This window comes from Rhodococcus sp. MTM3W5.2 (assembly GCF_001984015.1).
In the GTDB taxonomy this organism is placed as follows: Bacteria; Actinomycetota; Actinomycetes; order Mycobacteriales; family Mycobacteriaceae; genus Rhodococcus_G; species Rhodococcus_G oryzae.
The window spans coordinates 1,212,790-1,226,134 of record NZ_CP019572.1; the positions used below are offsets into that span (position 1 = coordinate 1,212,790).

Below are 13,345 nucleotides of genomic sequence, written 5' to 3' on the forward strand. Positions count from 1 at the left end.
GCTGTCACTCCTTGCTCTCGGCGAGAATCGTGGTGCCGGTGTCGGTGCGGACCGCCCGCTTCTCGGTCAGGCCGGCGGCGAGGATTCCGGCGGCCACCGCAGTGATCGCGCAGGCGAGAAAGAGGAGGTGGAAACCGGCCAGCGCCTCGCCCGGATGGGCGGCGAGGACCGAGGCGAGCACGCCAACGCCAAGCGCGCCGCCGACCTGGCGGGACATCAGGTTCATCCCGACCCCCGACGCGAACTGCTGAGGCGGAAGGGAACTCGCCGCGACGGTGCCGAGGACCGTGACGAGGAAACCGATGCCGCCGCCACCGAGGAGGGAGGCGGGAGCCCAGACGGACCACAGGTGCGGCGTTGCGCCGAACGCATCGGTGCTCGCCCAGAATGCCGAGCCCGCGAACATCAGTGCGCCCAGCACCCCCACCAGGCGTAGTGCGTTGGCAGAGCCGATCCGGCCGGCCACCGTCGCCGTCACCATGGCGGCCACCGCGCCGACGCTGAGCGCCGCGGCGGACTGCAGGACGGTGTACCCCCAGATCGCGTCGAGGAACAGGGGGCCGGCCAGCAGCCAGGCGAACATCGCCGCACCGAACACGAACGAGGTGGCGTTGGTGAGGGCGTATCGCCGATTGCGCCACAGGTCGACCGCGATCGCCGGACTCGGATGCCGCCTGGACCGGACGAGGGCGACGACCACGAGGACCAGCCCGGTGCCGACGGTGAGGAGCGTCGCAGGCGATGTCGTACCCCAGCTCTGCCCCTCGGTCACGCCCGCCACCACCGCGCCGATGCCGAGCGCCGCGGCGAGGGTCCCCACGATGTCGGGGACGGCCGGTGCTCCGACTCCCTGGTGCGCGGGCTCGCGGGTTCGGAGGCCCGCGGCGAGCGCCACCAGGGCCGCCGCGATCGGAATGTTGATGACGAACACGGCGCGCCAGCCGAAGGACTCGACGAGAGTGCCGCCGATCGCGGGGCCGACCACCGCCGCCAATCCGCCTGCGGCGGACCAGGCGCCGATCGCGGCGGTGATCCGGTCGGGGGCGGTGATGGCCAGCACCAGTGCGAGTGCGGCCGGGATCATCAGCGCGGCGGTCGCGCCCTGCAGGACTCGGCTGCCGATCAGCCACGGCGCGCTCGGTGCGACCGCGCACAGCAGCGAGGTGACGGCGAACCCGACCAGGGCGACGAGGAAGATCCGCCGACGGCCCAGGCTGTCGGCGAGTCGGCCTGCGGGCGTCAGGAGTGCCGCGAATGCCACCGCGTAGCCGCTCACCACCCAGGTGAGCGTGGTCGGGGCGGCGGTGGTGAAGTCCCTGGCGATCGCCGGGAACGCGATGTTGACGACGGAGAGGTCGAGGAAGGCAACGAAGGTTGCGCTGCAGGCGATCAGGAGAGCGATGCGGGAGGACGCCCGCGCCGGAGAGGGTGCCTGCTCGGACACTTCGGTCATGGTGGGTTCCTTTCGGAGGTGGTCCGACGAGGGGGTGACCGGGGAAAGAAAACGCACGATCGTTCGTGTAGATATTGAACGTACGACCGTTCGTGCAATTTGGCAAGAACTCGTGGAGAATGGAGCGATGGTGGATACGGCTCAGACTTCCGACCAGCGGTTGATCAAAGGGGCGCTGGCCCGCGCATCGATCGCCCGGCACGCGGCGGATGTCGCCTCGGTCGAGGGGTTGACGGGTCTGAGCATCGGCAGGCTCGCCACCGATCTCGGGCTGAGCAAGAGTGGCGTCGCGACTCTCTTCGGCAGCAAGGAGAACCTTCAGGTCGCCGCGGTGCAGTCGGCCAGGGAGGTGTTCATCGAGCACGTCGTCCGGCCGAGCCTGAAGGAGCCCCGCGGCATGCCTCGGCTACGGGCTCTGATCGACCGTTGGTTCGACTTCGTGTCGGCGCCGGTGTTCCCCGGCGGCTGCTTCCGGGTCGCGACCGTCTCCGAGTTCGACAGCAGGCCTGGGCCAGTGCGTGACGCGATCGCGGCCGATCAGCGGGACTGGCGCGAGCTGCTCACCCGCGAGATCAGGCGGGCCCAGGACCAGGGTGCGGCGCAGGGGAAGGACGCCGCGGCGCTGGCCTTCGAGATCGAAGCGCTGCTGAGCGCGGTCAACACCGCGCTACGGATGGGGGAATCGGAGGCGGCGCCGATCGCCCGCGGGATCATCGACGGGCTGATCGCTTAGCCGGACTCCGGGGGAGTGTCCCCGTCCGCCGACGCCCCGTCGCCGGTGGCCGACTCGGCGTCACGGTCGAGCGCGCGCAGGGTCGCTGCCCCGTTCGCCCCGTCACCGGGTCCGTCGGCGAGCGGCCAGCCGCCGGCCGCGAGGTGTGCGCGCACGCGCTCCACATCGGATTCGATGGGCATCTCGTCCGTGACCTTGGTGATGAGCACCTGGATGTCGATCTTGTCGATCGGCGGCGGGAACTGCTCGACCAGTGCGTCGGTGACCGCATGGACCTCTTCGTCGGACAGACGCCTGCGGAGCAGGGCGATCAACGGGATGTAGTCCTGTTCGGGCACACCGTTGGGATACCCGGCACGCAGCCACCCGAGTATCGAGGTGAGGAACGGTGGAAGGGCCACGGCGGTGTGTCCCTACGGCTCGTCGCCGAGCTGCCACCCGGCCGCGGCGAGCACGGACCGGACCCGGGCGATGTCGTGATCCGACGGGGCCTCGTGGGTGATCTGTTCGATCAGTTCGCCGATCTCGGCGCGGGTGACGGTCGGGTCCTCGCCTTCGCCCCGCGATTCGGCGAGCGCGACGGCCACATCCTTGATCTGCTCGGCGGTCAGCTCGTGGTGCAGTAGGGCCACCAATGGGATGCGGTCCTTCGGCGGGACACCCTGCGGGTACCCGGCCTGCAGCCAGGTCAGTACGGACAGTGGGAACGCTGGTTTTGCTGAGGTCACGAAATGTTGCCTCTCGACTCGTGGGCCGACGCTAGAAGATCTCGATGCCGAACGTGTGGCTGAGGAAGCCCTGCATGACGAACAGGATTCCGGTGATGATCGCCACGACCACCACGGCGAAGCATGCACCGGCTGCGATGACGGCAGCCGGCTTGCGGGTGGTTGTCGCCGTGGCGGGATCGGTGGTGGAACCGGAGTCCAGTGCCCGCAGGCCGAGCGCGAAGATCGCGGGCAGGCCTGCGCCGAGCAGTAGCCCCACCGCGACGACCTGCCACAGCGAATCGACGGTTTTCGAGAGAAGATCCATGTTGCTGTTTTCCTCAGGCTGTCACGTTGTCGCGCGGGGCAGGCTCCGCAGCCGGTGCGGGCGCGGGGGTGGGGTTCGCCGTCGGCGGCCCGGGATGTCCTCGGCGGGGATCAGGCCGCCGTCCCATTCCGCGTTGACGTTGCTCGAGTCGATCGGCTGCCTGCGCGAACGCGCATACATCCAGCCCGCCAGCAGCAGCAGGATCGCGAAGACCGCCAGCACACCGGGCAGGCCGCCGATCAGCTGCGCGATGCCCCAGCACACGGCGCCGACAAGCGCGGCCGACGGCAGGGTGATCAGCCAGGCGACCGCCATTCGGCCCGCGACACCCCAGCGCACCTCGGCGCCGCGGCGACCGACGCCGGTACCCATGATCGAGCCGGTGGCGACGTGCGTCGTGGACAGCGGCAGACCCAGGTGGCTGGAGGTCAGGATGATGGCGGCCGATGACGCCTCCGCGGCCATGCCCTGCGGCGCCGCGATCTCCACCAGGCCCTTGCCGAGGGTGCGGATCACGCGCCAGCCGCCGAGGTAGGTGCCGAGGGCGATCGCGACCGCGCAGCTCAGCTTCACCCAGAACGGCATGTCGGAGTCGGCGTTGAGGGTGCCGTGGGCGACCAGCGCCAGGAAGATCACGCCCATCGTCTTCTGCGCGTCGTTGGTGCCGTGTGCGAGGGACACCAGCGATGCGGAGCCGACCTGGCCGAGCCGGAACCCGGAATCCTTGGTCTCGTCGCTGACGCCGCGGGTGATCCGGTAGATCAGCCAGGTTCCTGCTGTGGCGACGAGGCCGGCGACGACCGGCGCCAGCAGTGCCGGGATCACCACCTTGCTCAGCACGCCGCCCCACTCCACGCCGTTCATCCCGAGGGAGGCGAGGGCCGCGCCGATCAGGCCGCCGAACAGTGCGTGCGAGGAACTCGAGGGGATGCCGAACAGCCAGGTGGCCAGGTTCCAGATGATTCCGCCGACAAGTCCGGCGAAGACGATGAACAGCAGATCCTCGCCGCCGACGGAGTTGAGGTTGACCACGCCCTTCGCGACGGTGGCCGCGACCTCCACCGAGAGGAACGCGCCCACCAGATTGAGGATTGCGGAAAGCGCAACCGCGACTTTGGGTTTGAGTGCCCCGGTCGCAATCGACGTCGCCATCGCGTTGCCGGTGTCATGGAAGCCGTTGGTGAAGTCGAACCCGAGGGCTGTGACAACTACGACAAGAAGAACGATGAGTTCCGCGTTCACGGCCTCGATCCTCCGTTACGAACGCGTAAAAGTCGAGTCTGTACCCGCTGTTCGCGCGTGCTTTCGAGCGCGCAGCGCCGCCGCCCGTCGGGCCAGGTCCTGGCGGTTCGGGCGGGCCTCGAACGGCGCGCGCACCGCTCTGTCGGCACGCGAACCGTCAGAGTCGGGAACGAAATGTGTCGAAGCTCACCGGGTCGGACCGATCGGATCGCCGAGGCGCATGCACCGGGCCAGGACCCATCAGTCCTCGTGCCGCGGTGGGCCGTCCGACCCGACCGGTTCACGGGGATGTTCGCGGTGAAGAACAGCGCGAGGACGGCCAGGAGCGCGGCGAGGCCGCATGCCACCCGCAGCGCCTCCAGTCGTGCGTCCGCGTTGACCGCGAGAACGGCGTCGGCGGTCGGGCCGCTCACCCCGGCCTCGTCCATCGCCGCGGTCAGCTGGGTGTCGGACAGGAACGGGACTCCGGCGGCCAGCTCGGTGGTGGCCTGCTGCTGCACCGCGACGGGCACGTCGGGGTTGTCCTGGATTCCGTCGACGGTCGCGGCGCTCAACGTCGTGATGAGCACGGCGCCGATCAGAGCGGTCCCCAGCGACGCGCCGAGGTTGGTCGCCGTGTTCTGCAGCCCGCCGACCTCGGCGCTCTGCGAGTCCGGCACCGCGGACACGGTGACCGCGCCGAGCTGGGACGCCAGCGCGCCAAGCCCGAGTCCCATCAGGAGCATCGGGACGGAGACGATCGCGGCGTTCGCGCCGGGGTCCAACCCGGCGACGAGGACCAGGATCCCGACGATCATCGAACCGAGACCGCACCGCACCACCCGGCGGGGTGCGGCGCGGGCCAGAGCTTGGGTATGCCCGCCGCGGCGAGCAGGAGCGCCACCGAGAGCGGGAGCAGACGCAGACCGGTCTGCAGTGAGTCGAGTTCGAGGACCACCGAGAGGAACAGCGGGACCGCGAAGAAGATCCCGGCCTGCACCATGAACTGCGCGAAGAACATCGTCAGGCCGCCGCTGAGCTGACGGTTCTGCAGGAGCCGTGGATCGAGCAGTGGCTCGGCGCCCGCCTTGGACAGGCGGGTTTCCCAGAGCAGGAACACATAGACGACCAGTAGTCCGGCGAGGATCAGCCACAGGGTCGCGGACACCCCCATCAACTGGACGCCGTCGGGCGTTGGCCGGATCCAGCCCCATTCGCTCGAGCGGAGCACACCGAACACCAGCATGCCCAACCCCAGCACCGACAGGGCCGATCCCGCCAGGTCGAGGTGCACCTTCGTCGGCGGGGTGTCCTCGATCCTCCTGAGCACCAACAGGATCAACACGACGATGACGACCTCGCCGAGGAAGACGTAGCGCCAGGACGCGTACGTGGTGACCGCGCCGCCGATGAGGGGGCCCGCGGCGACGGCCATCGCCCCGGCCGCGGCGACCAGGCCGTAGGCCGCGGGGCGACGTTCCGCCGGGAAATTGCTCGCCACCAGGGCGACGATCGCGGGCATGATCAGCGCTGCGCCGACGCCCTCCAGGAGGGACCAGCCGATCAGCAGCACGCCCAGGTTCGGTGCCACGGCTGTGGTGAAGGACCCCGCTGCGTAGATGACCAGCCCGATGCCGAATGCACGGCGACGGCCCAGGATGCTGCCCACCTTGCCACCCGTGATCATCAGCGTGGCCATGACGAGGGTGTAGAGCGTGATGGCCGTCTGGATCCCGGTGATCGTGGTGTTCAGATCGGCGGCCACGGTGGCCATCGAGACGTTCATGACGGAGCTGTCCAGCGTCATCAGGAACTGGCCGGAGGCCAGCACAGCGAGCACAAGGCCGCTGCCAGTTCGGGTGGAGGACGTGCGCCGAGCAGCTGTGCTCATCGGTGACCTCGGGGTCGACGGGTTCCGCGTCCACGAATCGTCCGCTGCGCGGCGCCGGTCGTCAACGGCGCCGCGCCGAGAGATCCGGTCACACAACCGAGCTACGGGGCCGGGCGGCCGTCCCTCCGGATCGGATGGTCCGCCGGGATCTGCACCAACACGATCGGGACGCCGTCGGGGTCGGCGATCCACAACTCGTGCAGGCCCCACGGTTCCTGCCGCGCCTCCCGGACGATCTGTACGCCCTTGAGCACCAGTTCCGTCTGCGTGGCAGTGAGGTCGCGAACCTGAAACCAGAGGGCGCCGTCGAATCGGGTGCTCACCCCGGATGCACCGTGGGCGGCGACCTCGATCAATCCCTGCCCGGCGAAGAACACGGTGCCGCCCGGATACTCGCGCGCGACCGCAAGCTCAAGGGTCTGCGCGTAGAACGCCAGCGTGGTCGGATAGTCGGCCGGCCGCAGGATCGTCCGGCTGCTCAGAATCTCCATGCTCACTCCTGCTCCGCGGGGCGGGCCTCGTGGCCTGGCCTGCCCGGTGTCCGTCTGCGCTGTTTCATCTCCGCCTCGTACAGGTGCCTGCGCCCGCCGAGCAGTTCCTCGCGCACCGCCCGCTCGTGGTCGCGGAATTCCGACCAGTAGTCGTCGTCGAACTCCTCCACCACCTGAAATGTCCAGCGGCCCGCCAGCACGTTGCGGCCGACCAGCTCCTCCAGGAGCTTGTCGGCCCGCTCCCCGTGGCCGGCCGCGCGCAGCATATCGACCGCCTCGGCGAGCTGCAGGTGCGCGTGCCCGATGAGTTGGTGAAACCCGTACAGGTGCCCGCGGGCCCGCTCGACCGTCTCGAGGGCCTCGGAGACCCGCCCGGCGGCGGCGATCTCGGCGTCAGTGACACCGTCGGGCCGACGGTGTTCGGGTGCAGGCTCTTCGCGGTCGACGCCCATGCGTTCAGTGTGCCCGATCCGGCGTCGATCGCGGGCGCGAGATTCGTGACAGAGGCGAACGAATTCCCCTGCGCGGCCCACCCGAACGCGGTACCGTCTCGGCGATCGGTGCCGTCGCCCAGGAGGCCGGCGGTCCGGGCCGTCTGGTGCCCGTATCCGATCGACACCATCGAGGCTGGGGGAGTCCATGAATTTCGCGTGTCGTCGTCCTGTGTGGGGCCGGGCAATGGGTGCGGCCCTGGTCGCGGTAGCGGTGATGGCCGGGGCGGGCGAGGCCGTCGCGGCGCCGGGCACGGGCAGCGACTCGGGCAGCGCGGGCAGTTCGGGCAGCTCGGACTCGGGCAGCGCGGGCGGCAGCTCGGACTCGGGCAGCGTCACCTCCGGATCGACCATGCCCGAGTGGGGGCGCGACGATCCGGGGCCGTTGCCCCCGCTGCGCGACGACATCGTCACCCCCGCGATCGTCTCGGAGAAGTTCACCTCGGAGCGGGTCGCGCGGTTCGTCATCGCCTCGCCCGCGCTGCACCGTGAGGTCGGCGTTGACGTGCTGCTGCCCGCGGACGGCAGCGTCCCGCGGCCCACGCTGTACATGCTCGAGGGCGTCGATGCCGGCGAGAGCCAGAGCGCGTGGATGTTCATGACCGATGCCTCGAAGTTCTTCGCCGACAAGAACACCAACGTGGTCCTGACCAACGGCGGCGTCGCCAGCCTCTACACCGACTGGGACAAGCGCGATCCGAAGATCGGGCTGCACAAGTGGGAGACCTTCATCGCCGAGGAGCTGCCGCCACTGATCAACGCCCGGCTGAAGACCAACGGCGTCAACGCGATCGCGGGCACCTCGATGGGCGCGCAGGGCGCGATGATGCTCGCGCACCGGCACCCCGACCTGTACCGCGGCATCGCGGTCTTCAGCGGGTGCTACTCGACCACCGATGACGTCGGCCGGCTGAGCACGCAGGTCACGGTCTCCTCACGCGGCGGCGACCCGGCCAACCTGTGGGGCGTGCCCGGTGGTCCCGAGTGGGCAGCGCACGACACGGTGCGTAACGCGGAGGCGTTGCGCGGCAAGCCCATCTACATGTCGGTCGGCACGGGAATCCCAGGCAAGCACGAGGGGCCCGGCACCGACGCCGAGCGGTTCGTGGTCGGCGGGCCATCGAGGCCGCGGCGAACCAGTGCACGAAGCGGCTCGACCGAAAGCTGCAGGAGCTGGGCATCCCGGCCACTGTCGACTACGAGGCCACCGGTGTCCACGCCTGGGCCTACTGGAAGGACCGGCTGCCCAAGGCGTGGCCCACGTTGCGGCAGGCGCTCGGGCTCTAGGCCTAGAAGTACCAGGGGTACGGGGACCAGTCGGGATCGCGCTTCTCCAGGAACGCATCCCGGCCCTCGACGGCCTCGTCGGTCATGTAGGCCATCCGGGTGGCCTCACCGGCGAACAGCTGCTGGCCGACCAGGCCGTCGTCGGCCAGGTTGAACGCGTACTTGAGCATCCGCTGCGCCTGTGGGGACTTGCCGTTGATCTTCTCGGCCCACTCCAGCGCGACGTCCTCGAGCTCGGCGTGGTCGACGACCTTGTTGACCGCGCCCATCTGATGCATCTGCTCGGCGGTGTACGCCTCACCGAGGAAGAAGATCTCGCGGGCGAACTTCTGCCCCACCATCTTCGCGAGATAGGCGCTGCCGTATCCGCCGTCGAAGCTGCCGACGTCCGCATCGGTCTGCTTGAACCGGGCGTGTTCGCGGCTGGCCAGGGTCAGGTCGCAGACCACGTGCAGCGAGTGCCCGCCGCCTGCGGCCCAGCCGTTGACGAGGCAGATCACCACCTTCGGCATGAAACGGATCAGGCGCTGCACCTCCAGGATGTGCAGCCGACCCGCGCGCGCCTTGTCCACGGTGTCGGCGGTCTCACCCGCGGCGTACTGGTAGCCGCTGCGTCCGCGGATGCGCTGGTCGCCTCCCGAGCAGAACGCCCAGCCGCCGTCCTTGGGGCTTGGACCGTTGCCGGTCAGCAGCACCGCGCCCACATCGGAGGTCATCCGGGCATGGTCGAGGGCGGCGTACAGCTCGTCGACCGTGTGCGGCCGGAACGCATTGCGCACCTCCGGACGGTTGAAGGCGACGCGGACGGTGCCCTGCGTGATGTGCCGGTGATAGGTGATATCGGTGAGGTTCTCGAACCCGGGAACCGGACGCCACAGCTGCGGATTGAAGGTCACGATCGCCAAGGATAGGCCCCCGCCCGACCGCGAGGCGCTGATGGTGGTGTTGCTGCCGGGCCGCCCCTGAGGTCAGGTGCGAGGATGACGGCATGCTTCCCGCTCACCGTCAGGGTGCGTACCGACTCCGGTTCGACTGGGGGCCCGCGGGCGCCGCTGCGCTGATCGAGGACTGCGACGTCGCAGTCGTCGTCGACGTGCTGTCGTTCACCACGACGCTGACCGTCGCGCTGGACGGCGGCGTGAGCGTCTACCCCTATCGATGGGACCCCGCGTCCGCCGCCGGCTACGCCGCCGAACGCGGGGCGACCGTTGCGGTCGGCCGATCGCGCGCGGTGCCCGGTGACGTGAGCCTCTCGCCCGGGTCGGTCCGGGCAGCCTTCGGCCCAGGCCGGCTCGCGGATACGCGCGGGAACAGGCTGGTGCTGCCGTCCCCGAACGGATCCGCGCTGTCCTTCGGGCTGGCCGAGGCCGGGGTCGAGGTGGTGGGGGCCTCGCTGCGCAACGCCACTGCCGTGGCGCGCTGGCTGTCGGCTCGGGGCGGCGCGGCGTGGCCGCCCCGGGTGGCCGTGATCGCGGCGGGGGAGCGCTGGCCGGATGGGGACATCCGCCCTGGCCTGGAGGATCTCTGGGGTGCGGGCGCGGTGCTCCGTGCGCTCGGGGCGCTCGGCGAGGAGGCGGCGTCTCCCGAGGCCCGCGCGGCCGCCGAGGCCTTCGCCGCGGCCGAGGGTGACCTGTGGGACAGGCTGCGTGACTGCGCGAGCGGCCGAGAGCTCGTCGACAAGGGATTCGGTGACGATGTCGACATCGCCGCCGAGCTCGACACCAGCGCCGTGGTCCCGCTGCTGCGGGGCGAGGCGTTCGTGGACGCCGCGTCATGAGCGGCGAACCGGTACCGCTGCCGCCACTCTCCGAGCTTCGCGAGGGCGCCGTCGTGGTGAGCCTTCCGATGCGAGTCCGCTTCCGCGGCATCACCACTCGCGAGGTGCTGCTGTTGCGCGGGCCCGCAGGCTTCGGCGAGTTCGCCCCCTTCCCCGAGTACGCCGACGCCGAGGCCGCCTCCTGGCTGCGCTCGGCGATCGAGGCCGCCTGGCTGGGCCCGCCCGCGCCGTTGCGCGCGATGGTGCCCGTCAACGCGACCGTGCCCGCCGTGGAGGCGGCGCGGGTGCCCGAGATCCTGTCCCGGTTCCCCGGCGCGGGCACGGCGAAGGTGAAGGTCGCCGAGCGAGGGCAGTCGCTCGCCGAGGACCTGGCGCGGGTCGAGGCGGTCCGTGCGCACATCGAGCACGTGCGGGTCGACGCGAACGGCGGGTGGAGTCTCGACGAGGCCGAGGAGGCGTTGCAGGCGCTGTCCTCGGACGGACCGCTCCAGTACGCGGAGCAGCCGTGCGCCTCCGTCCCCGAATTGGTCGAATTGCGTAGGCGCCTGGCCGATCACGCGGCGGCCTCTGGTCGCGCACGGGTGCGGATCGCCGCGGACGAGAGCATCCGCCGGGCGGAGGATCCGATGAGGGTCGTACGCGCGGGTGGTGCTGACGTGGCGGTGGTCAAGGTTGCGCCTCTCGGCGGCATGCGGGCACTGCTGCGTCTCGCTGCTGAGTTGGCGGGGCACGGTGTGCCGGTAGTGGTCTCGAGCGCGCTGGACTCCGCGGTGGGGATGGGTGCGGGGCTGGCGGCGGCCGCCGCGCTGCCCGAGTTGGAGTACGCCTGCGGGCTCGGCACCGGCGGACTGTTCGAGGCCGATGTCGCGGCACCACGCGCGATGGTGGACGGGGCGCTGCCTGCCTCGGCGGTCGTACCGGACCCGGAGCGGGTGGCCGGGCTGCTGGCCTCGCCGGAGCGCACACGGTGGTGGCTCGCGAGGCTCGAGCGGTGTCACGGGCTGCTCTCGGCGGACGCTGAGTAAGCCGGTTGGGCTCCGCGTCGTATAAGGTCTGGCGCGACACCCAAGTCAACATCGGAGGCATTGAAAGTGGTTGCAGCACTGAATGACACCCTTCTCGACCCGTCCCGGCTGCCCGCCGTGGTCGCGGACGTGCAGGAGCTGATCGACGCCGAGGTTTCGGAGAAGACGGGCGCCTCGGGCCTCGCGGTCAAGGGCGGTTACGGAGCCGTGAAGAAGGTCGGACCGTCGATCGTGCCGGAGGCCGTCGAGGGACTGCTGCCGGGATTCATCTCCCGCCTCGAGCCGTTCTGGCAGGACTTCGGCGCGGCCGGTGGCGCCGGTTTCGGTGACTTCCTCAGCGCGCGCAGCGAGCAGGTCGCGGACGCGCTGCTCGGCGTGACCGACGAGAAGATCGAGGGCACCAGCAAGTCCGCCATCAAGAAGGTCTACTCGACCATGCGCCCGTCGGCGAAGAAGAACGTCATCGAGGCGCTGCCGCGTCTCGGTGCGCTCGTGGAGAAGCACGCAAGCTAGTCACCACGCCACAGTGGTAGTCGGTGGGCCGGATCCCTGGGGGATCCGGCCCACCTGTCGTATGTGGGCTCGGTGCCGTCGAGTCGTCGCCGAAGTGTTTAACGCAAAAATTGCGATTACCCGGCGGTAGCAAGCGGGCCCGTGCCAGACTCCCTCGCGTCACCGGCCGGCGACCAACCCATGTACGAATGCGTGCCTGTCCCCGTAAGGACAGGTGTGCCCATCCCCAGGAGCCCGTGTTGGTCGAAACATGCCACAAATCTGCCGCCGGCCGCAGCGCCAGGAGTCTGCTCGCCGCCCTGCTGGCGGTACCCCTGGCCGCCGCCGGCCTGTCGGTGTTCGCTGCGCCCGCCGCGGCTGCGCCCGCCGGGCCGACGGCGAGCGTGTCGATGGGTGACAGCTACATGTCGGGGGAGGCGGGCCGGTGGAAGGGCAACAGCCTCACCACCTCCGGTAGCCGCGACGGCACCGATCGGGCCTGGACGGGCAGCGGTTACGACCCCACCCGCGTGTACGGCAGCACCTATGCCAGCGGCTGCGACCGCTCCGATTCGGCCGAGGTGAACAGCGCCACGTCCGTCGCGCAGACCAGGATCAACCTGGCCTGCTCCGGCGCCGTCACCGCCAACGTCTTCCGCGCCTCCAACGGCGGCCAGGCCTTCAAGGGTGAGGCCCCGCAGGCCGATCAGCTGGCCGCGGTCGCCGCGGCCAACAAGGTCAAGCTGATCACCCTCTCGATCGGCGGGAACGACCTCGGATTCGCCGACGTCATCTCGACCTGTGTTCAGGACTACCTGGTCTGGTACTCCTATTGCAACGACGACCAGCAGGCGGCGGTGGACGGCAAGATGAATGCCGCGATGGACGGCGTCGCCAAGTCCATCGACGAGATCCGGGCCGTGATGTCCGGCGCCGGCTACGCGGCCGCCGACTATCGCGTGGTGCTGCAATCCGCGCCCTCGCCGACCCCTCGCGCGGCAGATAACCGGTACTCGGAAAGCGGCTGGGCGCGCGCGAACACCGGCGGCTGCCCGCTCTGGGACGGCGACGCCAACTGGGCCCGAGATTCCTTGGTGCCGCAGATTTCCAACCGCCTCGCCGGTGTCGCTGCTGCGAAGGGTGTGCAGTTCCTCGACCTCGGCGATGCCTTCGACGGGCATGAGGTCTGCGCCAAGGCAGCCAAGCAGGTGAGCGCCTCGGCGCCGCCGTCAGGGGCGACCAGCGAGTGGATGCGCTGGCTGGACATGGGGTGGACCACCCAGGGCAACCGTCAGGAGTCGATGCACCCGAACTACTTCGGCCAGCTCGCGCTCGGACGCTGCATCGACCTGCTGTACGCCAAGCCGAGTGGCAACTTCACCTGCCGCAACACGGCTGGGCAGGACCACAACGGGATGTTCCTGACCGGGCGTCCATAGGCACTTCGCG

General features: G+C 70.0%; 12 protein-coding genes and 3 pseudogenes. 6 read left to right on the forward strand and 9 right to left on the reverse strand.

Translation table 11 applies throughout. The features are described from left to right. Positions 1-4: 4 nt before the first annotated feature. A complete protein-coding gene (locus tag BTZ20_RS05735; RefSeq protein ID WP_077040714.1) occupies positions 5-1,453 on the reverse strand; it encodes an MFS transporter in 1,449 nt (482 codons plus the stop codon). A 127-nt stretch (positions 1,454-1,580) separates the two neighbouring features. On the opposite strand from BTZ20_RS05735, the gene BTZ20_RS05740 reads away from it, so the two are divergent. Further along, positions 1,581-2,186 (forward strand): TetR/AcrR family transcriptional regulator, encoded by a 606-nt coding sequence (locus BTZ20_RS05740; RefSeq protein WP_077043510.1) that lies wholly within the window; start codon positions 1,581-1,583, stop codon positions 2,184-2,186. 101 nt (positions 2,187-2,287) lie between these two features. On the opposite strand, the pseudogene BTZ20_RS26620 reads toward BTZ20_RS05740, so the two are convergent. The 7 genes and pseudogenes from BTZ20_RS26620 to BTZ20_RS05775 all read right to left on the reverse strand — a co-directional run. Then, a pseudogene (locus BTZ20_RS26620) lies at positions 2,288-2,587 on the reverse strand (DUF3349 domain-containing protein); the annotation flags it as partial. 12 nt (positions 2,588-2,599) lie between these two features. Then, on the reverse strand, positions 2,600-2,914 hold the full coding sequence (locus BTZ20_RS26625) for a DUF3349 domain-containing protein (protein ID WP_077040715.1): 315 nt from the start codon (positions 2,912-2,914) through the stop codon (positions 2,600-2,602). Between the two features lie 31 nt (positions 2,915-2,945). Continuing rightward, a complete protein-coding gene (locus BTZ20_RS05755; RefSeq protein ID WP_077040716.1) occupies positions 2,946-3,221 on the reverse strand; it encodes a hypothetical protein in 276 nt (91 codons plus the stop codon). A gap of 21 nt (positions 3,222-3,242) precedes the next feature. Further along, positions 3,243-4,463 carry an inorganic phosphate transporter gene (locus tag BTZ20_RS05760; protein WP_083742536.1) on the reverse strand — a complete coding sequence of 407 codons (1,221 nt, stop codon included), beginning with the start codon at positions 4,461-4,463 and terminating at the stop codon, positions 3,243-3,245. Positions 4,464-4,747: 284 nt separating this feature from the next. Continuing rightward, a pseudogene (locus tag BTZ20_RS05765) lies at positions 4,748-6,333 on the reverse strand (MFS transporter); the annotation flags it as partial. A gap of 101 nt (positions 6,334-6,434) precedes the next feature. Further along, positions 6,435-6,824, reverse strand: coding sequence for a VOC family protein (locus BTZ20_RS05770; protein WP_077040717.1), 390 nt, complete (start codon positions 6,822-6,824; stop codon positions 6,435-6,437). A 2-nt stretch (positions 6,825-6,826) separates the two neighbouring features. After that, the gene (locus tag BTZ20_RS05775; RefSeq protein WP_077040718.1) at positions 6,827-7,276 is read right to left on the reverse strand and encodes a hypothetical protein; all 450 of its coding nucleotides are present in this window, start codon (positions 7,274-7,276) and stop codon (positions 6,827-6,829) included. A 187-nt stretch (positions 7,277-7,463) separates the two neighbouring features. Here BTZ20_RS05775 and BTZ20_RS05780 point away from each other — a divergent pair. Further along, positions 7,464-8,602, forward strand: a pseudogene (locus BTZ20_RS05780) (alpha/beta hydrolase). A gap of 2 nt (positions 8,603-8,604) precedes the next feature. Here BTZ20_RS05780 and BTZ20_RS05785 read toward each other — a convergent pair. Further along, entirely contained in the window at positions 8,605-9,498 is an 894-nt protein-coding gene (locus tag BTZ20_RS05785) for a 1,4-dihydroxy-2-naphthoyl-CoA synthase (protein WP_077043511.1), read from the reverse strand. A gap of 92 nt (positions 9,499-9,590) precedes the next feature. On the opposite strand from BTZ20_RS05785, the gene BTZ20_RS05790 reads away from it, so the two are divergent. The 4 genes from BTZ20_RS05790 (at position 9,591) to BTZ20_RS05805 (ending at position 13,335) form a co-directional block, all read left to right on the forward strand. Next, entirely contained in the window at positions 9,591-10,379 is a 789-nt protein-coding gene (locus BTZ20_RS05790; protein WP_077040719.1) for a 2-phosphosulfolactate phosphatase, read from the forward strand. Beyond that, positions 10,376-11,404 carry an o-succinylbenzoate synthase gene (locus tag BTZ20_RS05795; RefSeq protein ID WP_077040720.1) on the forward strand — a complete coding sequence of 343 codons (1,029 nt, stop codon included), beginning with the start codon at positions 10,376-10,378 and terminating at the stop codon, positions 11,402-11,404. Before BTZ20_RS05790 ends, BTZ20_RS05795 begins: the two co-directional genes overlap by 4 nt. Before the next feature lie 66 nt (positions 11,405-11,470). Further along, on the forward strand, positions 11,471-11,917 hold the full coding sequence (locus BTZ20_RS05800; protein WP_077040721.1) for a DUF6918 family protein: 447 nt from the start codon (positions 11,471-11,473) through the stop codon (positions 11,915-11,917). Positions 11,918-12,153: 236 nt separating this feature from the next. Continuing rightward, positions 12,154-13,335 carry a GDSL-type esterase/lipase family protein gene (locus tag BTZ20_RS05805; RefSeq protein ID WP_223263650.1) on the forward strand — a complete coding sequence of 394 codons (1,182 nt, stop codon included), beginning with the start codon at positions 12,154-12,156 and terminating at the stop codon, positions 13,333-13,335. The last annotated feature ends 10 nt before the right edge of the window (positions 13,336-13,345 follow it).

Excerpts from the sequence above, each read along its gene's own strand:
- BTZ20_RS05735 (WP_077040714.1), bottom strand. The coding sequence starts at position 1,453 with ATGACCGAAGTGTCCGAGCAGGCACCCTCTCCGGCGCGGGCGTCCTCC.
- BTZ20_RS05740 (WP_077043510.1), top strand. The coding sequence starts at position 1,581 with ATGGTGGATACGGCTCAGACTTCCGACCAGCGGTTGATCAAAGGGGCG.
- BTZ20_RS05755 (WP_077040716.1), bottom strand. The coding sequence starts at position 3,221 with ATGGATCTTCTCTCGAAAACCGTCGATTCGCTGTGGCAGGTCGTCGCG.
- BTZ20_RS05770 (WP_077040717.1), bottom strand. The coding sequence starts at position 6,824 with ATGGAGATTCTGAGCAGCCGGACGATCCTGCGGCCGGCCGACTATCCG.
- BTZ20_RS05775 (WP_077040718.1), bottom strand. The coding sequence starts at position 7,276 with ATGGGCGTCGACCGCGAAGAGCCTGCACCCGAACACCGTCGGCCCGAC.
- BTZ20_RS05790 (WP_077040719.1), top strand. The coding sequence starts at position 9,591 with ATGCTTCCCGCTCACCGTCAGGGTGCGTACCGACTCCGGTTCGACTGG.
- BTZ20_RS05795 (WP_077040720.1), top strand. The coding sequence starts at position 10,376 with ATGAGCGGCGAACCGGTACCGCTGCCGCCACTCTCCGAGCTTCGCGAG.